The organism is Bacillus sp. FSL K6-0923 (assembly GCF_038630825.1).
GTDB classification, from domain to species: domain Bacteria; phylum Bacillota; class Bacilli; order Bacillales; family Bacillaceae; genus Bacillus; species Bacillus pumilus.
Map to the genome: position 1 here is coordinate 32,127 of NZ_CP152044.1, position 17,728 is coordinate 49,854.

A 17,728-nucleotide genomic window follows, 5' to 3' on the forward strand; every position below is an offset into this window, starting at 1 on the left:
AGGAGATGAGAGGATTATGGAACCTGTTATTGTGATCGGATCAATTTTGCTAGCTGTGCTATTGTTGTTTATGTCAGGTGTTCAAGCGAACCCCTTCAAATGGTTAGGGCTGATCGGAGTTAAGTTTGTGGCAGGTGCTCTTTTTTTATTTTGCCTCAATCTATTTGGTGAGAGTCTAGGATTACATGTTTCTATTAACCCTGTAACAAGTGGAATCAGTGGTTTATTGGGCATCCCAGGCGTAGCAGCGTTAGTCGTAATAGAAAAATTTATTATTTAATGAAAAATATTGTTGACTTTGATCCTGTATGGTGGTAAATTAATATACGTCGCTGATGACGAAGAAACGAAAAAACATGATAACAAAAAAGTTGTTGACATTAACAATTTAAATGTGGTATGATGTTCTAGTCGCTTCTGAAGCGGTAAACAAGTTCTTTGAAAACTAAACAAGACAAAACGTACCTGTTAATTCGAGTTTTTATAAAAAAATCCTATGAAATATCATAGGTAGTCAGTCAAACGCTGACGAAAAACAAAACTTCGGTTTTGTACTTTTTCGGAGAGTTTGATCCTGGCTCAGGACGAACGCTGGCGGCGTGCCTAATACATGCAAGTCGAGCGAACAGAAGGGAGCTTGCTCCCGGATGTTAGCGGCGGACGGGTGAGTAACACGTGGGTAACCTGCCTGTAAGACTGGGATAACTCCGGGAAACCGGAGCTAATACCGGATAGTTCCTTGAACCGCATGGTTCAAGGATGAAAGACGGTTTCGGCTGTCACTTACAGATGGACCCGCGGCGCATTAGCTAGTTGGTGGGGTAATGGCTCACCAAGGCGACGATGCGTAGCCGACCTGAGAGGGTGATCGGCCACACTGGGACTGAGACACGGCCCAGACTCCTACGGGAGGCAGCAGTAGGGAATCTTCCGCAATGGACGAAAGTCTGACGGAGCAACGCCGCGTGAGTGATGAAGGTTTTCGGATCGTAAAGCTCTGTTGTTAGGGAAGAACAAGTGCGAGAGTAACTGCTCGCACCTTGACGGTACCTAACCAGAAAGCCACGGCTAACTACGTGCCAGCAGCCGCGGTAATACGTAGGTGGCAAGCGTTGTCCGGAATTATTGGGCGTAAAGGGCTCGCAGGCGGTTTCTTAAGTCTGATGTGAAAGCCCCCGGCTCAACCGGGGAGGGTCATTGGAAACTGGGAAACTTGAGTGCAGAAGAGGAGAGTGGAATTCCACGTGTAGCGGTGAAATGCGTAGAGATGTGGAGGAACACCAGTGGCGAAGGCGACTCTCTGGTCTGTAACTGACGCTGAGGAGCGAAAGCGTGGGGAGCGAACAGGATTAGATACCCTGGTAGTCCACGCCGTAAACGATGAGTGCTAAGTGTTAGGGGGTTTCCGCCCCTTAGTGCTGCAGCTAACGCATTAAGCACTCCGCCTGGGGAGTACGGTCGCAAGACTGAAACTCAAAGGAATTGACGGGGGCCCGCACAAGCGGTGGAGCATGTGGTTTAATTCGAAGCAACGCGAAGAACCTTACCAGGTCTTGACATCCTCTGACAACCCTAGAGATAGGGCTTTCCCTTCGGGGACAGAGTGACAGGTGGTGCATGGTTGTCGTCAGCTCGTGTCGTGAGATGTTGGGTTAAGTCCCGCAACGAGCGCAACCCTTGATCTTAGTTGCCAGCATTTAGTTGGGCACTCTAAGGTGACTGCCGGTGACAAACCGGAGGAAGGTGGGGATGACGTCAAATCATCATGCCCCTTATGACCTGGGCTACACACGTGCTACAATGGACAGAACAAAGGGCTGCGAGACCGCAAGGTTTAGCCAATCCCATAAATCTGTTCTCAGTTCGGATCGCAGTCTGCAACTCGACTGCGTGAAGCTGGAATCGCTAGTAATCGCGGATCAGCATGCCGCGGTGAATACGTTCCCGGGCCTTGTACACACCGCCCGTCACACCACGAGAGTTTGCAACACCCGAAGTCGGTGAGGTAACCTTTATGGAGCCAGCCGCCGAAGGTGGGGCAGATGATTGGGGTGAAGTCGTAACAAGGTAGCCGTATCGGAAGGTGCGGCTGGATCACCTCCTTTCTAAGGATATATGGAGCAGTGTGCGTTTTCGTCTTGTTTAGTTTTGAAGGAACTTACAAAAGATCCTACAACATCATATCTTCGATATGAAAGATGGGCCTGTAGCTCAGCTGGTTAGAGCGCACGCCTGATAAGCGTGAGGTCGGTGGTTCGAGTCCACTCAGGCCCACCATCTTCTATTAAATCGGGGCCTTAGCTCAGCTGGGAGAGCGCCTGCCTTGCACGCAGGAGGTCAGCGGTTCGATCCCGCTAGGCTCCACCAACGTGTTCTTTGAAAACTAGATAACAATAAGTAATACATTCACATTGAATGCAATGCAAAGTTCATCACACATAGTGATTCTTTCTAAAGTAAGAAATGGTTAAGTTAGAAAGGGCGCACGGTGGATGCCTTGGCACTAGGAGCCGATGAAGGACGGGACGAACACCGATATGCTTCGGGGAGCTGTAAGCAAGCTTTGATCCGGAGATTTCCGAATGGGGAAACCCACTGCTCGTAATGGAGTAGTATCCATACTTGAATACATAGAGTATGAGAAGGCATACCCGGGGAACTGAAACATCTAAGTACCCGGAGGAAGAGAAAGCAAATGCGATTCCCTGAGTAGCGGCGAGCGAAACGGGAACAGCCCAAACCAAGAGGCTTGCCTCTTGGGGTTGTAGGACACTCTATACGGAGTTACAAAGGAACGATATAAGCGAAGAGGTCTGGAAAGGCCCGCCAAAGAAGGTAACAGCCCTGTAACTGAAATGTTGTTCTCTCCAGAGTGGATCCTGAGTACGGCGGAACACGTGAAATTCCGTCGGAATCCGGGAGGACCATCTCCCAAGGCTAAATACTCCCTAGTGACCGATAGTGAACCAGTACCGTGAGGGAAAGGTGAAAAGCACCCCGGAAGGGGAGTGAAATAGATCCTGAAACCGTGTGCCTACAAGTAGTCAGAGCCCGTTAAAGGGTGATGGCGTGCCTTTTGTAGAATGAACCGGCGAGTTACGATCCCGTGCAAGGTTAAGCAGAAGATGCGGAGCCGCAGCGAAAGCGAGTCTGAATAGGGCGCATGAGTACGTGGTCGTAGACCCGAAACCAGGTGATCTACCCATGTCCAGGGTGAAGTTCAGGTAACACTGAATGGAGGCCCGAACCCACGCACGTTGAAAAGTGCGGGGATGAGGTGTGGGTAGGGGTGAAATGCCAATCGAACCTGGAGATAGCTGGTTCTCTCCGAAATAGCTTTAGGGCTAGCCTCAAGGTAAGAGTCTCGGAGGTAGAGCACTGATTGGACTAGGGGCCCCTACCGGGTTACCGAATTCAGTCAAACTCCGAATGCCGATGACTTATCCTTGGGAGTCAGACTGCGAGTGATAAGATCCGTAGTCGAAAGGGAAACAGCCCAGACCGCCAGCTAAGGTCCCAAAGTATACGTTAAGTGGAAAAGGATGTGGAGTTGCTTAGACAACCAGGATGTTGGCTTAGAAGCAGCCACCATTTAAAGAGTGCGTAATAGCTCACTGGTCGAGTGACTCTGCGCCGAAAATGTACCGGGGCTAAACGTATCACCGAAGCTGCGGACTGTTCTTACGAACAGTGGTAGGAGAGCGTTCTAAGTGCTGTGAAGTCAGACCGGAAGGACTGGTGGAGCGCTTAGAAGTGAGAATGCCGGTATGAGTAGCGAAAGACGGGTGAGAATCCCGTCCACCGAATGCCTAAGGTTTCCTGAGGAAGGCTCGTCCGCTCAGGGTTAGTCGGGACCTAAGCCGAGGCCGAAAGGCGTAGGCGATGGACAACAGGTTGATATTCCTGTACCACCTCCTCACCATTTGAGCAATGGGGGGACGCAGGAGGATAGGGTAAGCGCGGTATTGGATATCCGCGTCCAAGCAGTTAGGCTGGGAAATAGGCAAATCCGTTTCCCGTGAAGGCTGAGCTGTGATGGCGAGCGAAATTTAGTAGCGAAGTTCCTGATTCCACACTGCCAAGAAAAGCCTCTAGCGAGGTGAGAGGTGCCCGTACCGCAAACCGACACAGGTAGGCGAGGAGAGAATCCTAAGGTGATCGAGAGAACTCTCGTTAAGGAACTCGGCAAAATGACCCCGTAACTTCGGGAGAAGGGGTGCTTCTTAGGGTGTTAAAGCCCCGAGAAGCCGCAGTGAATAGGCCCAGGCGACTGTTTAGCAAAAACACAGGTCTCTGCGAAGCCGTAAGGCGAAGTATAGGGGCTGACGCCTGCCCGGTGCTGGAAGGTTAAGAGGAGCGCTTAGCGTAAGCGAAGGTGCGAATTGAAGCCCCAGTAAACGGCGGCCGTAACTATAACGGTCCTAAGGTAGCGAAATTCCTTGTCGGGTAAGTTCCGACCCGCACGAAAGGCGCAACGATCTGGGCACTGTCTCAACGAGAGACTCGGTGAAATTATAGTACCTGTGAAGATGCAGGTTACCCGCGACAGGACGGAAAGACCCCGTGGAGCTTTACTGCAGCCTGATATTGAATGTTGGTACAGCTTGTACAGGATAGGTAGGAGCCTTGGAAACCGGAGCGCTAGCTTCGGTGGAGGCATCGGTGGGATACTACCCTGGCTGTATTGACCTTCTAACCCGCTGCCCTTATCGGGCAGGGAGACAGTGTCAGGTGGGCAGTTTGACTGGGGCGGTCGCCTCCTAAAATGTAACGGAGGCGCCCAAAGGTTCCCTCAGAATGGTTGGAAATCATTCGCAGAGTGTAAAGGCACAAGGGAGCTTGACTGCGAGACCTACAAGTCGAGCAGGGACGAAAGTCGGGCTTAGTGATCCGGTGGTTCCGCATGGAAGGGCCATCGCTCAACGGATAAAAGCTACCCCGGGGATAACAGGCTTATCTCCCCCAAGAGTCCACATCGACGGGGAGGTTTGGCACCTCGATGTCGGCTCATCGCATCCTGGGGCTGTAGTCGGTCCCAAGGGTTGGGCTGTTCGCCCATTAAAGCGGTACGCGAGCTGGGTTCAGAACGTCGTGAGACAGTTCGGTCCCTATCCGTCGCGGGCGCAGGAAATTTGAGAGGAGCTGTCCTTAGTACGAGAGGACCGGGATGGACGCACCGCTGGTGTACCAGTTGTTCTGCCAAGGGCATCGCTGGGTAGCTATGTGCGGACGGGATAAGTGCTGAAAGCATCTAAGCATGAAGCCCCCCTCAAGATGAGATTTCCCATTCCGCAAGGAAGTAAGATCCCTGAAAGATGATCAGGTTGATAGGTCTGAGGTGGAAGCGTGGTGACACGTGGAGCTGACAGATACTAATAGATCGAGGACTTAACCTATATTCTAATGTGAAGTTTGAACATTGTTATCTAGTTTTGAGAGAACATTCTCTCCATCAGGTTTGGTGGCGATAGCGAAGAGGTCACACCCGTTCCCATACCGAACACGGAAGTTAAGCTCTTCAGCGCCGATGGTAGTTGGGGGTCTCCCCCTGTGAGAGTAGGACGCCGCCAAGCTTGTCTAAGGATCAGTTCCATTAGGAACTGGTCTTTTTTGTTTTTTAAGAAAAGGAACAAACACCCGATCTGACATGGATACATATACTAAACTACCATCTAAAACATTCTTAATTTTGTATACAATTGAAAGCGCTAGGGCATACTGAAGCTATAAGTGGAGGTGTCACAATGGACAAAAAAGAGCGAGAAGCGATTTGTTTGATTTGTGAAGAGAACAAGACAAAGGGAATTTATTTATATCATCAGTTTTTGTGCCGAGACTGTGAGCGAAAGTTAATTTCTACATCGACCTCGGATCCTAGCTATTCCGATTATGTGAGAAAGCTCAAAAATCTTCATACGCCGCCTTTGTATTCATAGACCACTAGATGGTCTTTTTTTATGAGCTATGAAGGATTGGGCTTGTTTTTTGGAACTTAGTTTGGACATCATCCGTAATTCATAATAAGATAAACAGAGAGCCTGATTATTCATAGGAGTCGATAAACATGAAATCAATCTTTTATACATTTATATGGGCCATCCTCTCTACTTTTTTTTCGCTTGTGATTTTAACCGTCAGTATAGGGGTTTTCCATCATCATGCTGGATTATCGATACTGTATGCGATGATTGGGTGGGGTGTGATGTTTGTAGGGAGCAGATGGACTGCTTTCCAATTGTTTTTAAAGAAACACGGACTGTCTCGTAGTGATTATGTATATATCAAACAGCATTTAAAAGAAGCAGGGCAAAAGCTTGTGCGTTTAAAAAAAGCTTTATTTGCTGTGAAAAACGTACAAACAATCAAACATAATTATGAAGTTTTTCGGCTTGCACGACGAATCTATACAATAACAAAAAAAGAGCCTAATCGATTTTATGATGCACAGCGTTTTTATTTTGAAAGCTTGGATTCTGTCGTTGAACTAACTGAGAAATATGCACTCTTATATAATCAACCTAATCGTAGTCATGAGCTGGAAATGACATTGAGCCAAACCCGAGTGACATTGACAGAGCTGCAAAAGCAATTGACGAATGATTTGCAGCAAGTGTTAGGAAGAGATATAGAAGCTCTTCATATTGAGCTTGAAGTAGCTGATAAAATGATGAAGAAATAGATGAAAGGAGTCAACACTCGATGAAACCGGAAGATCACGCCATAACACCGCCTACCTCCAATACAGATCTTCAGTTTCGGGTGTTTGATACCTTATCTGATGAAGAAAAAAAAGAAGCCGTGCAGCGAGCTCAGCAGATCCCTGACAACCCGCAAAAGCTCCTTTTCTATGGTACACGTGTGCAGGAACGACTATTGGAACAATCACAACAGATGATGAAATATGTTGAGAAAAAAGATATCGATCAAATAGGAGACGTGCTGGAGGCCTTTTTGCAGCAGTTGCATGTAGTGGAGCCTGAGGATTTAGTGCCAAAGAAACAGGGCATTTTTTTGAAATGGTTTCAACGAGATAAGCGATCTACTCAGGAGATCATATCACGTTTTCAACATGCAAAATCACAGATCGAGAGATTGTCAGCAAGGCTTCGTTATGCAAGAGGCGTATTAATCTCGGACCATATGTTATTAGAGCGTTTATTTGAAGAAAATCAAACTTATTTTCAAGAGATGACGATGCAGGTTGCCGCGGTTGAAGCGAAAATGTCAACGATAGAGCAGCAGCCTCTTGCAGAAACGCAACGGACAATAGAGGAGCAATTGATGAGTCAAGAAGTCAATGAAGAAGAGTATGTGGAGAGACTAAAGGAACGAAAGTATGATTTGCTGTTAAGCCGGCAAATTGCATTGCAATGTAATGCTCAAATTCGGATGATCCAGCATACGAATCATACATTGGCCAATCACATTCAATCAACTGTTTCAGCATCTATTCCTCTATGGATCAACCAAATGTCGATTGCATTAACGCATATTCAGCAGCGGGCCAATTCAGCTCTTAAGAACCGAATCGAAAAAACATATGAAAATGTATCGAAACAGCAGGGGCAGATTCTTGAAGAGGCATCTTTAGCCCCTATAGATACGTTGAAAAAGGTTCAACATCAATTAGCTGAAACATTACAGGAAACGTTACAGGTGAAAGAACATGGAAGCCAAGAGCGAGCTCAATTGAAAAGCAGTATGTATGAGGCAGAGCAGCAGTTGGCGAATCCAATAAAGGAATGAGAAACCATCTTTCGGTTCACTTGTTTGAACGTTATAATAGAATTAAGATATCGTTAAAGTGAAAAGGGTCGATTTGTTTGAGAACACCTTTATATACAGCATTAGCACAGCATGCGGAAAAGAAACCTTATTCTTTTCACGTTCCAGGACATCACAATGGAGATGTCTTTTTTGATGAGGCACGGTCTTACTATGCTTCCATCCTTCAACTGGATGTGACGGAGCTTGAAGGTCTTGATGATCTTCATCATCCGACAGGGGTCATCCAAGAGGCAGAACATTTATTGACTAAGCTATATGGTTCAGATCAAAGCTTCTTCCTTGTGAATGGCACAACAGTCGGAAATTTGGCGATGGTGATGACAGCATGCCGCACGGGAGACGAGATTTTTGTCCAGCGTAATTGCCATAAGTCTGTCTTCCATGCGATCGAGCTGGCAGGGGCAACGCCTATTTTGATAGACGCTGAGATAGACGCACACTTGCACGTTCCAACACATGTGACGGATGATACAGTGAGAAAAGCCATAGCAAGACATCCTCATTGCCGGGTAATCGTTTTGACTTATCCGAATTACTACGGACATGCAGCTGATTTATCAAAGCTAATTCACATGTGTCATGAAGCAGGTATGGTTGTTTTGGTTGATGAGGCACATGGTGCTCATTTTGTATTAGGCGGCGGCTTTCCTCCATCGGCTCTTTCCTATGGAGCGGACGTGGTGGTACAATCAGCACATAAAACCCTTCCAGCAATGACGATGGGTTCCTATCTTCATCTTCAAGGGGATCGAATCGATGCGAAGCGATTGAAAACCTTGCTGACGATGCTTCAAAGTAGTTCGCCCTCTTATCCAATTATGGCCTCATTAGATGTGGCAAGAGCTTATGTTGAGGAGATCAAAGGAAAAGCGACATTGGATGTCATTATGAAAGAACTGACAGAGCTGAAAGATCAGTTCAGCCGTTTGACCTATCTTGAAGTGGTAGAACCTGACTCGCTATATTCCGATCCTTTAAAATGCGTCATTCGATCAACAAAAGGACTGACTGGTTACGAACTAAAACAGGTGCTTGAATCAGTGGATGTTCATCCAGAGCTTGCGGACGAACATCAAGTTTTACTTGTACTTAGCTTAGAACAGAGGAAAAACGTTCCTTTCAAGCGGATCGAGCAGGCTCTTAAGCAAAGTGATTCATTGCTCAAAGGGAAAAAACATATCCAAAATGAAACGGTATCTATTGAGACTGATATACTAAATCAAGACATAGAGGCTGTCCCATTTGAACAAGCAGCAGGCCGGGTGAGTGCAGAATCCATTATTCCCTATCCACCTGGTATTCCTTTGATGATTAAGGGAGAGCGCATTGAAATAGAACAAATTGAGGCGTTAAGCCGTTTGCTTGGTCACGAGGTTCATATTCAAGCAAGTCAGGTCATTCATCAGAGAAAATTATATGTTTATATAGAAGAGGAGACACTATGAGCGGTATGTTTATTACGTTTGAAGGGCCAGAGGGCGCCGGAAAAACGACAGTGATACGAAAAGTGTACGAAGAAATGGAACGTCAAGGATATGCAGTGATGGCGACACGCGAGCCGGGCGGCATTGACATTGCTGAGCAGATCCGTGAAGTTATTTTAAATGAAAAAAATACAAAAATGGATGCGAAAACAGAGGCATTGCTGTATGCAGCAGCAAGAAGGCAGCATTTGGCTGAAAAGGTAGAACCGGCATTGCAGCGCGGAGAGACTGTCTTATGTGATCGTTTTGTTGATAGCTCTCTTGCTTATCAAGGCTATGCGAGAGGACTGGGCATTGACCAAGTCAGATCAATTAACGACTTTGCTATTGATGGCACGATGCCGCAAATGACGATTTACTTTTCCATTACACCTGAGGAAGGGCTAAAGCGAATTCACGCCAATCAAGGAAGAGAAAAGAACCGATTAGACATGGAGACGCTGAATTTCCACCAGTTGGTTAGAGAAGGCTATGAACTGCTTATTGCGCAATCACCAGAACGATTCCGCGTTGTGGATGCTTCTCAGCCGATGCAGGATGTTTATGAAGAAGTACTTCGAGTGATTCAGGACACATTAAAGAAAAATCAAATATGACCTCATTCCCAATCGTTGTTATAATATAGAGGAAGACATCGGCATGTCACCTGTGCCTAAAACAAAGGAGGCCAATCAAATGAAATTAATTGTTGCCGTTGTACAGGACCAAGATAGCAGCAAGTTGTTGAAAATATTGACTGAACATCAATTCGGCGTGACAAAATTAGCTTCAACTGGTGGGTTTTTAAAGTCTGGAAACACGACTTTTATCATTGGTTGTGATGATGTCCGAGTGGATAAAGCGTTACAGCTTATAAAAGAAAATTGCCGTAAACGTGATCAAATGATTGCACCTGTATCTCCAATGGGTGGTAACGCAGATTCATATGTACCATACCCTGTTGAGGTTGAAGTTGGTGGAGCTACTGTCTTTATTCTGCCAGTTGAACAATTTCATCAATTCTAAGGATGGGTTGCTGTGAAAATTAATCAAGATATGCGGCTGCTTTTAGAAAAGCGTGAACTCCAAGGCATTAAAGGAAGCCAAACATCTGCCTCCTTTAAAGCATCGATGGAGACGCAAAGCGGCAAAATGCGCTTAGAGCAGCTGACGGTTATGCTAAGTGATATCGAAGTGTTCGGTAAAAAGCTGACAAAGTCACGAAACTTAAAGGACTTGGCTAGGTTTAAAGGTCTTGTGAAGCGCTTTGTGAAAGAGACAGTCGATAATGGATTAAATATAGAAACATCAAGAAGCTTTGACATTTATGGCAACACGCGTACACTCGCTTTAGTCAAAGCATTAGATGAAAAGCTGATTGAATTAACAGAGGATATGATGGACCAAGAGAAGCCATCTATTGATTTGCTTGAACGTATTGGAGAAATAAAAGGTTTATTGATTAACCTTTACACATAGAGAGTGATAACATGGCAATTAGCTGGGATGACATGAATGATTTGCAGCCGCGCGTCATGCGGCTGATTTTTAATAGTATTGATAAAGACCGACTTGCGCATGCTTACTTATTTGAAGGAAAAAAAGGTACCGGTAAGCAGGATGCTGCGATGCTTTTGGCAAAGAGCTTTTTTTGCTTGAAATCAGGAGTGAAACCGTGTGAATCCTGTCAAAACTGCAAGAGGATTGAATCAGGAAACCATCCCGATTTACATCTCGTGCAGCCTGATGGTCAATCAATTAAGAAAGCGCAAGTACAGGCATTGCAAGAGGAATTTACAAAAGCAGGTGTGGAATCTCACCGAAAAATGTATATCATTCTTCATGCGGACAAAATGACGGTCAATGCCGCGAACAGTTTATTGAAGTTCCTAGAGGAGCCTAACCGGGAAACGATGGCAATTTTAATCACGGAGCAATCGCATAAAATGCTGGATACGATTATTTCAAGATGTCAGATGCTCAGTTTTCAGCCGCTGCAGCCACAATCCTTGGAGCAGCAGCTATTACAAGAAGGCGTACCTCAGCATCTTGCAAGGCTTTTGTCGAATTTAACCAACAATTTAGCAGAAGCACTCGAATTAAGTCGAAATGATCAGTTTGCAGAGTCTAGAGCGAAAGTGATAAAATTGTATGAAGTCTTACACCAGCGAAAAGAACATGCATTTTTTTATATACAGGATCAATGGATGCCTTTTTTCAAAGAGAAAGACCTTCAAGAAACAGGTCTGGATATGCTTTTATTTATATATCGTGATGTATTGTCGATTCAAATAGGAAATGAAGATAAAGTCATTTATCAAGACTTATTCCAGACAATGAAGCAGCACGCGCTGCATTCCACACAGCAGATGGTGACGAACCAGATCCTTGCTGTATTAGAAGCGAAAAAAAGACTTCAATCCAACGTGAATGCCCAAGGGCTGATGGAGCAATTGGTGTTGATGTTGCAGGAGGGATAAGCTTGTACAACGTAATTGGTGTTCGCTTTAAAAAAGCGGGCAAAATCTATTATTTCGATCCTAATGGATTTCATATAGAAAATGATAGTTGTGTCATTGTAGAGACGGTCAGAGGGGTTGAGTACGGACAAGTGGTCATCGCTAATAAAAAAGTAGATGAACACGATGTCGTTCTTCCTCTGCGTAAGGTAATTCGTGTAGCAGACGAACGAGACCGGCTCATCGTTGAGGAAAACAAAGAAGCAGCGATGACAGCCTTTGATACATGTCTTCAGAAGGTAAGTGAACACGGTCTTGAAATGAAGCTGGTTGATGTTGAATTTACATTTGACCGAAATAAGGTCATTTTCTACTTCACAGCGGATGGAAGAGTAGATTTCCGTGAGCTAGTGAAGGATCTTGCATCGATCTTCAAAACGAGAATTGAACTTCGCCAGATTGGTGTAAGAGACGAGGCAAAAATGCTGGGTGGCATAGGACCTTGCGGGAGAATGCTTTGCTGTTCGACATTCTTAGGAGATTTTGAACCAGTATCCATTAAGATGGCAAAAGATCAAAACTTGTCGCTAAATCCCACAAAGATTTCAGGGCTTTGCGGTCGTTTGATGTGCTGCTTGAAATATGAGAATGATGAGTATGAAACAGCGAAAGAACAATTGCCGGATATCGGTGAAACGATTCAGACATCTAGTGGCTCTGCAAAGGTAGTAGGGCTCAACATTTTAGAACGAATTTTGCAAGTTGAATTAACCGGGCAAGAAAAAGTGGTAGAATATACTTGGGAAGAATTATTACAAGAAGGCGTTGTATCTGCACAAACAACTGAGTAACGAGGTGTGCCACCTTGGATAAAAAGGAACTATTTGATACGGTGATCAATTTAGAAGAACAAATCGGTTCTCTTTATCGCCAGTTAGGTGATTTGAAAAATCATATCGGTGAAGTGATTGAAGAAAATCATCAGCTTCAGATGGAGAATCAGCACTTGCGTGAACGTCTGGATCAGTCCGATCGGGACAAATCGTCTGAGACAGAGAATGATTCTGCTCAGAAACCAGGTCATTCTGATATAGGAGAAGGTCATGATAACCTGGCTCGGTTATATCAGGAGGGCTTCCATATTTGCAATGTACATTATGGGAGCATACGTAAAGAGGGGGACTGTTTGTTCTGTCTGTCATTTTTAAATAAAAAATGAGAAAAGGCTTCCGCTGAATCGGAAGCCTTTTTCACAGGAAAAGAAAGGATACATCATGGTTTCGTTAAGAGAAGATGAACGATTAGATTATTTGCTCGCCGAAGATATGAAAATTATTCAAAGTAAAACGGTTTTCGCCTTTTCATTGGACGCAGTGTTATTAGCAAAATTTGCGTATGTGCCCATCCAAAAAGGAGAGATCATTGATCTTTGCACGGGAAATGGCATTGTGCCATTGCTGCTTTCGACTCGATCTAAGGCCTCCATTACTGGGGTCGAAATTCAAGAACGGTTGTTTGATATGGCAAAAAGAAGTGTGGCGTATAATCAACTTGAAAAGCAGATAGAACTGATTCATGGTGATCTAAATGATATGCCAGCACGCTACGGCAATCACAAAGTAGATGTCATCACATGTAATCCACCATATTTTAAGACGCCTTCTAAAGAAGAAATCAATGAGAATGAATACTTGGCCATTGCTCGGCATGAAATCCATTGTACATTAGAAGATGTCATTCGTGTTTCTTCCACGCTGCTGAAGCAAGGAGGGAAGCTGGCGATGGTTCATCGGCCGGGACGACTGCTTGAGATTGTGGAATTGATGAAGAAGTACCGAATTGAGCCAAAACGAATTCAATTTGTTTATCCCAAACAGGGGAAAGAAGCCAATACCATCTTAGTAGAGGGGATAAAAGATGGAAAACCAGATCTGAAAATTCTCCCGCCTCTTTTTGTTTATGGAGATGATCAAGAGTATACTGAGGAAATCAGGACGATACTGTATGGAGAAGCATAATCATTATTTCTATGTGTTGAAATGTGCAGACGGCAGTCTATATGCAGGTTATACAAATGATTTACAAAAAAGACTGACGACCCACAATAGTGGAAAGGGAGCAAAGTATACAAGAGCCAGACGGCCTGTTGAACTGTATTATCATGAATGTTTTGCAACCAAAAGAGAAGCCATGCAGCAAGAATATCGTTTCAAAACGTGGACACGGAAAAAGAAAGATCTTTATATAGAAGAAATGCGTATTGAAAAGGAGGCGGCACATGAAAACACAGAAAAGCTTTGATGGTCAATCAGATATGGGCATTCTATATCTCGTCCCAACCCCAATTGGCAATTTAGAAGATATGACGTTTCGAGCCATACAAACATTAAAAGATGTAGACTATATTGCCGCAGAGGATACAAGACAAACGAAAAAACTCTGCCATGTTTATGAAATTGATACGCCATTAACGAGTTATCATGAGCATAACAAAGACAGCAGCGGTCACAAGTTGATCGAATGGTTAAAAGAAGGAAAAAACATCGCACTCGTGAGCGATGCTGGTTTACCGACAATTTCTGATCCAGGTGCTGAAGTGGTCCGAGACTTTACGAATATCGGCGGTTATGTCGTTCCATTACCTGGAGCAAATGCTGCACTTACAGCACTCATTGCATCAGGGATTACACCGCAGCCATTTTTCTTTTATGGATTTCTCGACCGACAAAAAAAAGAAAAGAAAAAACAGCTTGAAACTTTGAAGAAGCGTCAAGAAACAATCATTTTCTATGAAGCGCCCCATCGGTTAAAAGAAACGCTGACTTTGATGAAGGAAGTGTGGGGCAACCGGAAAATTGCCATTACGAGAGAACTGACGAAAAAATTTGAAGAGTTTGTTCGTGGAGATTTAGAGTCTGTGCTGACATGGGCGGCAGAGAATCAAATCCGAGGTGAATTCTGTCTTGTCGTACAAGGGAACGATCAAGATGAAGAAGAGCTAAATGAAGAAGCCTGGTGGAAGCCCTTATCAGAAAAAGAACACGTGATCCATTACATAGAACAAGGATTAACGTCGAAGGAAGCCATTAAGCGTACAGCCGTCGAACGTGGTGTACCAAAACGCACCATATACGATGCTTATCATATTGAACAATAAAGAAAGGTTCTTGCAAACGGTGCAAGAACCTTTTTTATATCAAACTTATTTTTGTGATTGAAGTTGGTTTTGGATTTCGTTAATGATTTGCTCTGCACCTTCACGGCTAAGAACTAATTTACCATTAGCAAGTTTAAGGTTATCGTCTGATACTTCACCTGTAACTTGGCAAGTCATGTTTGGTTTATATTTTTTTAGGATAATTTTTTCATCATCAACATAAATTTCCAAAGCGTCTTTTTCAGCGATTCCTAGAGTACGGCGAAGTTCGATTGGAATCACCACGCGTCCTAATTCGTCAACTTTACGTACAATACCTGTAGATTTCATCTTCATTCTCCTCCCAAAGAGTTCTTATTCTTAATATAATATTATCTTCGTCATTATTCGACAAATTCCTTACATTCATAGCATAACAAGGTTTCCATAAATCGTCAATCATTTTGTTTACTATTGTTTGTAAAAAATGACTCTTAAAGTCAAAAGACCTTGAAACTACTGGTTTATAAGGATTTTGCGGTTTTTTTCTATGAAAATATGAGAAATGACGAGTTCAGATTAACAAGACTTTTGCCCTAAATTAGACAATTGTAAATCTGGAAATAGATTTCTTACGCCAATATTCGACAAAATGTCGACAGGTTTGTCGTTTTTTTCGAAAAACTCATCTTTTTCGATCATTTCATCTTGTTCTATGTATATATGCTTGATCTTAAAGGCTAAGATGGTATCATAGAGAAAGCACAAGTGCAAAATTTAATAAATGGATCTAACACATTTTCATGTAATGATAATAACCGCTCTCGTCCATTGGGCGGGAGTTTTTGACATTTACACACGCAGGAGGTTCCAACATGCCGGAAAAGAAAAAAACGTTCTATCTGACAACACCTATTTACTATCCGAGCGGAAAATTACATATTGGACATGCTTATACGACAGTAGCAGGGGATGCTATGGCTCGTTATAAACGTCTTCAAGGCTATGATGTGATGTATTTAACGGGTACTGATGAGCACGGACAAAAAATTCAGCAAAAAGCTGAAGAACAAAACATCACGCCGATCGAGTATTTAGATCCGGTCGTAGCAGACATTCAATCACTATGGAAGAAACTCGACATTTCCAATGATGATTTCATCCGTACAACAGAAAAAAGACATACGAAAATCATTGAGCAAGTATTTCAAAAGCTGCTTGATCAAGGCGATATTTATTTAGATCAATATGAAGGCTGGTACAGTATTCCGGATGAGACATTCTATACGGAAACACAGCTTGTGGATGTTGAGCGGAATGAAAAGGGAGAAGTCACTGGCGGGAAAAGCCCTGACAGCGGACATCCTGTTGAATTAATTAAAGAGGAATCATATTTCTTCCGTATGAGTAAGTATGCGGATCGTTTACTAGACTATTACGAAAAGAATCCAACGTTCATTCAGCCTGAATCAAGAAAGAATGAAATGATCAATAACTTCATTAAACCAGGTTTAGAGGATCTGGCTGTATCAAGAACAACCTTTGATTGGGGAATTAAAGTTCCAAACAATCCAAAGCACGTCATTTATGTATGGATTGATGCGTTGTTCAACTATTTAACTGCGATTGGTTACGGAACAGATCAGGATGAAAAATATAAAAAATATTGGCCTGCCAACGTGCATCTCGTAGGGAAAGAAATTGTTCGTTTCCATACGATTTATTGGCCAATTATGCTGATGGCACTTGATCTGCCGCTGCCGAAACAAATTTTCGCACACGGCTGGCTGTTGATGAAAGATGGCAAGATGTCTAAATCAAAAGGGAACGTAGTAGATCCGGTCACATTAATTGATCGCTACGGTCTTGATGCCCTTCGTTATTACCTCCTTCGTGAAGTACCATTTGGTGCGGATGGTGTGTTTACACCAGAAGGATTCGTGGAACGTGTAAACTATGATCTTGCCAATGATTTAGGTAACTTGCTTAACCGTACAGTTGCGATGGTACAAAAATATTTTGACGGGACATTAAGCAGCTATAAGGGTCCAGTTAATGAGTTTGATGAGGAGCTTAAAGCAGTAGCTGAGCAAACAGTCAAAGCCTATGAAGAAGCGATGGAAAACCTTGAATTCTCGGTGGCTCTCTCAAATGTTTGGACATTAATCAGCAGAACCAATAAATACATTGATCAGACAGCTCCATGGGTGCTGGCAAAGGACGAAACAAAACGAAAAGAGCTGCATTCTGTTATGTATCATTTAGCAGAATCATTGCGCATCACAGCAGTGCTCTTAACGCCTTTCCTAACGAAAACACCTGAGAAAATCTTCTTCCAGCTTGGCATTGAAGAAGAGAAGCTTAAAAGCTGGGATAGCATTCTATCTTTCGGTGCGATTCAACAAGCGACGGTACAAAAAGGAGAGCCTTTGTTCCCGCGTTTAGAGGTTGAAGAAGAAGTAGCATATATTAAAGAGAAAATGCAGGGAAGTGCACCAAAGATAGAAGAAGAGAAAATAGAAATAGAAGAAACAGAATTACCTGAGCTGGGAGCAGAAATTGCATTTGATGATTTCTCAAAAGTTGATCTTCGAGTTGCACAGGTGCTGGAAGCAGCCCCAGTGAAAAAAGCAGATCGTCTCCTAAAGTTGCAGCTTGATTTTGGATTTGAAAAGAGACAAATTGTTTCAGGGATAGCCAAGCATTATCAACCTGAGGAATTAGTAGGGAAGAAGCTCGTCTGTGTAGCGAATCTCACACCAGTTAAACTCAGAGGGGAAATTTCCCAGGGAATGATTTTAACTGGAGAAACTGGCGGGAAATTGCAGGTTCTTGAAGTGGATCAATCTCTAGCAAATGGAACAAAAATTTTATAAATCAAC

At 43.8% G+C, this 17,728-nt stretch carries 16 protein-coding genes, 2 tRNA genes and 3 rRNA genes; 20 read left to right on the forward strand and 1 reads right to left on the reverse strand.

Features of this window, described 5'->3' with window-relative positions:
- Nucleotides 1-16 precede the first annotated feature (16 nt).
- The 19 genes from MHI16_RS00160 to rsmI all read left to right on the forward strand — a co-directional run bounded on the left by MHI16_RS00160 (nt 17) and on the right by rsmI (nt 14,867).
- Complete coding sequence (locus tag MHI16_RS00160; RefSeq protein ID WP_008342006.1) at nt 17-280, forward strand: pro-sigmaK processing inhibitor BofA family protein; 264 nt, start codon at nt 17-19, stop codon at nt 278-280.
- Nucleotides 281-556: 276 nt separating this feature from the next.
- Nucleotides 557-2,105, forward strand: a 16S ribosomal RNA gene (locus tag MHI16_RS00165).
- A 95-nt stretch (nt 2,106-2,200) separates the two neighbouring features.
- A tRNA-Ile gene (locus MHI16_RS00170) sits at nt 2,201-2,277 on the forward strand.
- 14 nt (nt 2,278-2,291) lie between these two features.
- A tRNA-Ala gene (locus MHI16_RS00175) sits at nt 2,292-2,367 on the forward strand.
- Between the two features lie 98 nt (nt 2,368-2,465).
- Nucleotides 2,466-5,396, forward strand: a 23S ribosomal RNA gene (locus MHI16_RS00180).
- 61 nt (nt 5,397-5,457) lie between these two features.
- Nucleotides 5,458-5,573 (forward strand): 5S ribosomal RNA (gene rrf / locus MHI16_RS00185).
- Together the 16S, 23S and 5S rRNA genes with 2 tRNA genes alongside form the textbook arrangement of a ribosomal RNA operon.
- A 171-nt stretch (nt 5,574-5,744) precedes the next feature.
- A complete protein-coding gene (locus MHI16_RS00190) occupies nt 5,745-5,936 on the forward strand; it encodes a sigma factor G inhibitor Gin (RefSeq protein ID WP_058015823.1) in 192 nt (63 codons plus the stop codon).
- Between the two features lie 128 nt (nt 5,937-6,064).
- Complete coding sequence (locus tag MHI16_RS00195) at nt 6,065-6,679, forward strand: 5-bromo-4-chloroindolyl phosphate hydrolysis family protein (protein ID WP_003217944.1); 615 nt, start codon at nt 6,065-6,067, stop codon at nt 6,677-6,679.
- A 20-nt stretch (nt 6,680-6,699) separates the two neighbouring features.
- Nucleotides 6,700-7,746: a toxic anion resistance protein gene (locus MHI16_RS00200; protein ID WP_061406477.1), complete on the forward strand. Its 1,047-nt coding sequence runs from the start codon at nt 6,700-6,702 to the stop codon at nt 7,744-7,746.
- A gap of 77 nt (nt 7,747-7,823) precedes the next feature.
- The gene (locus MHI16_RS00205) at nt 7,824-9,233 is read left to right on the forward strand and encodes an aminotransferase class I/II-fold pyridoxal phosphate-dependent enzyme (protein WP_061406480.1); all 1,410 of its coding nucleotides are present in this window, start codon (nt 7,824-7,826) and stop codon (nt 9,231-9,233) included.
- The gene (gene tmk / locus MHI16_RS00210; RefSeq protein ID WP_058015826.1) at nt 9,230-9,868 is read left to right on the forward strand and encodes a dTMP kinase; all 639 of its coding nucleotides are present in this window, start codon (nt 9,230-9,232) and stop codon (nt 9,866-9,868) included. Before MHI16_RS00205 ends, tmk begins: the two co-directional genes overlap by 4 nt.
- A gap of 79 nt (nt 9,869-9,947) precedes the next feature.
- Nucleotides 9,948-10,277, forward strand: a complete 330-nt coding sequence (locus MHI16_RS00215) for a cyclic-di-AMP receptor (RefSeq protein WP_012008640.1) — start codon at nt 9,948-9,950, stop codon at nt 10,275-10,277.
- A gap of 12 nt (nt 10,278-10,289) precedes the next feature.
- Entirely contained in the window at nt 10,290-10,730 is a 441-nt protein-coding gene (locus tag MHI16_RS00220) for a DUF327 family protein (protein ID WP_058015827.1), read from the forward strand.
- A gap of 11 nt (nt 10,731-10,741) precedes the next feature.
- On the forward strand, nt 10,742-11,731 hold the full coding sequence (gene holB, locus MHI16_RS00225) for a DNA polymerase III subunit delta' (RefSeq protein WP_058015828.1): 990 nt from the start codon (nt 10,742-10,744) through the stop codon (nt 11,729-11,731).
- A gap of 2 nt (nt 11,732-11,733) precedes the next feature.
- Entirely contained in the window at nt 11,734-12,561 is an 828-nt protein-coding gene (locus MHI16_RS00230) for a stage 0 sporulation family protein (protein ID WP_003217932.1), read from the forward strand.
- A gap of 14 nt (nt 12,562-12,575) precedes the next feature.
- The gene (gene yabA, locus MHI16_RS00235) at nt 12,576-12,929 is read left to right on the forward strand and encodes a DNA replication initiation control protein YabA (RefSeq protein WP_003217957.1); all 354 of its coding nucleotides are present in this window, start codon (nt 12,576-12,578) and stop codon (nt 12,927-12,929) included.
- Nucleotides 12,930-12,984: 55 nt separating this feature from the next.
- Complete coding sequence (locus tag MHI16_RS00240; RefSeq protein ID WP_044140390.1) at nt 12,985-13,728, forward strand: tRNA1(Val) (adenine(37)-N6)-methyltransferase; 744 nt, start codon at nt 12,985-12,987, stop codon at nt 13,726-13,728.
- Nucleotides 13,715-14,011, forward strand: a complete 297-nt coding sequence (locus MHI16_RS00245) for a GIY-YIG nuclease family protein (protein WP_003217970.1) — start codon at nt 13,715-13,717, stop codon at nt 14,009-14,011. Before MHI16_RS00240 ends, MHI16_RS00245 begins: the two co-directional genes overlap by 14 nt.
- A complete protein-coding gene (rsmI, locus tag MHI16_RS00250; RefSeq protein WP_268467823.1) occupies nt 13,989-14,867 on the forward strand; it encodes a 16S rRNA (cytidine(1402)-2'-O)-methyltransferase in 879 nt (292 codons plus the stop codon). Before MHI16_RS00245 ends, rsmI begins: the two co-directional genes overlap by 23 nt.
- Before the next feature lie 45 nt (nt 14,868-14,912).
- Here rsmI and MHI16_RS00255 read toward each other — a convergent pair whose 3' ends face one another.
- On the reverse strand, nt 14,913-15,203 hold the full coding sequence (locus tag MHI16_RS00255) for an AbrB/MazE/SpoVT family DNA-binding domain-containing protein (protein ID WP_087975202.1): 291 nt from the start codon (nt 15,201-15,203) through the stop codon (nt 14,913-14,915).
- Between the two features lie 518 nt (nt 15,204-15,721).
- On the opposite strand from MHI16_RS00255, the gene metG reads away from it, so the two are divergent.
- A complete protein-coding gene (gene metG, locus MHI16_RS00260) occupies nt 15,722-17,722 on the forward strand; it encodes a methionine--tRNA ligase (protein ID WP_058015832.1) in 2,001 nt (666 codons plus the stop codon).
- The last annotated feature ends 6 nt before the right edge of the window (nt 17,723-17,728 follow it).

What these genes read in the sequence shown, in the direction of transcription:
- MHI16_RS00160 (WP_008342006.1), top strand. Translation starts at nt 17, where the DNA reads ATGGAACCTGTTATTGTGATCGGATCAATTTTGCTAGCTGTGCTATTG.
- MHI16_RS00190 (WP_058015823.1), top strand. Translation starts at nt 5,745, where the DNA reads ATGGACAAAAAAGAGCGAGAAGCGATTTGTTTGATTTGTGAAGAGAAC.
- MHI16_RS00195 (WP_003217944.1), top strand. Translation starts at nt 6,065, where the DNA reads ATGAAATCAATCTTTTATACATTTATATGGGCCATCCTCTCTACTTTT.
- MHI16_RS00200 (WP_061406477.1), top strand. Translation starts at nt 6,700, where the DNA reads ATGAAACCGGAAGATCACGCCATAACACCGCCTACCTCCAATACAGAT.
- tmk (WP_058015826.1), top strand. Translation starts at nt 9,230, where the DNA reads ATGAGCGGTATGTTTATTACGTTTGAAGGGCCAGAGGGCGCCGGAAAA.
- MHI16_RS00215 (WP_012008640.1), top strand. Translation starts at nt 9,948, where the DNA reads ATGAAATTAATTGTTGCCGTTGTACAGGACCAAGATAGCAGCAAGTTG.
- holB (WP_058015828.1), top strand. Translation starts at nt 10,742, where the DNA reads ATGGCAATTAGCTGGGATGACATGAATGATTTGCAGCCGCGCGTCATG.
- MHI16_RS00240 (WP_044140390.1), top strand. Translation starts at nt 12,985, where the DNA reads ATGGTTTCGTTAAGAGAAGATGAACGATTAGATTATTTGCTCGCCGAA.
- MHI16_RS00245 (WP_003217970.1), top strand. Translation starts at nt 13,715, where the DNA reads ATGGAGAAGCATAATCATTATTTCTATGTGTTGAAATGTGCAGACGGC.
- rsmI (WP_268467823.1), top strand. Translation starts at nt 13,989, where the DNA reads ATGAAAACACAGAAAAGCTTTGATGGTCAATCAGATATGGGCATTCTA.
- MHI16_RS00255 (WP_087975202.1), bottom strand. Translation starts at nt 15,203, where the DNA reads ATGAAGATGAAATCTACAGGTATTGTACGTAAAGTTGACGAATTAGGA.
- metG (WP_058015832.1), top strand. Translation starts at nt 15,722, where the DNA reads ATGCCGGAAAAGAAAAAAACGTTCTATCTGACAACACCTATTTACTAT.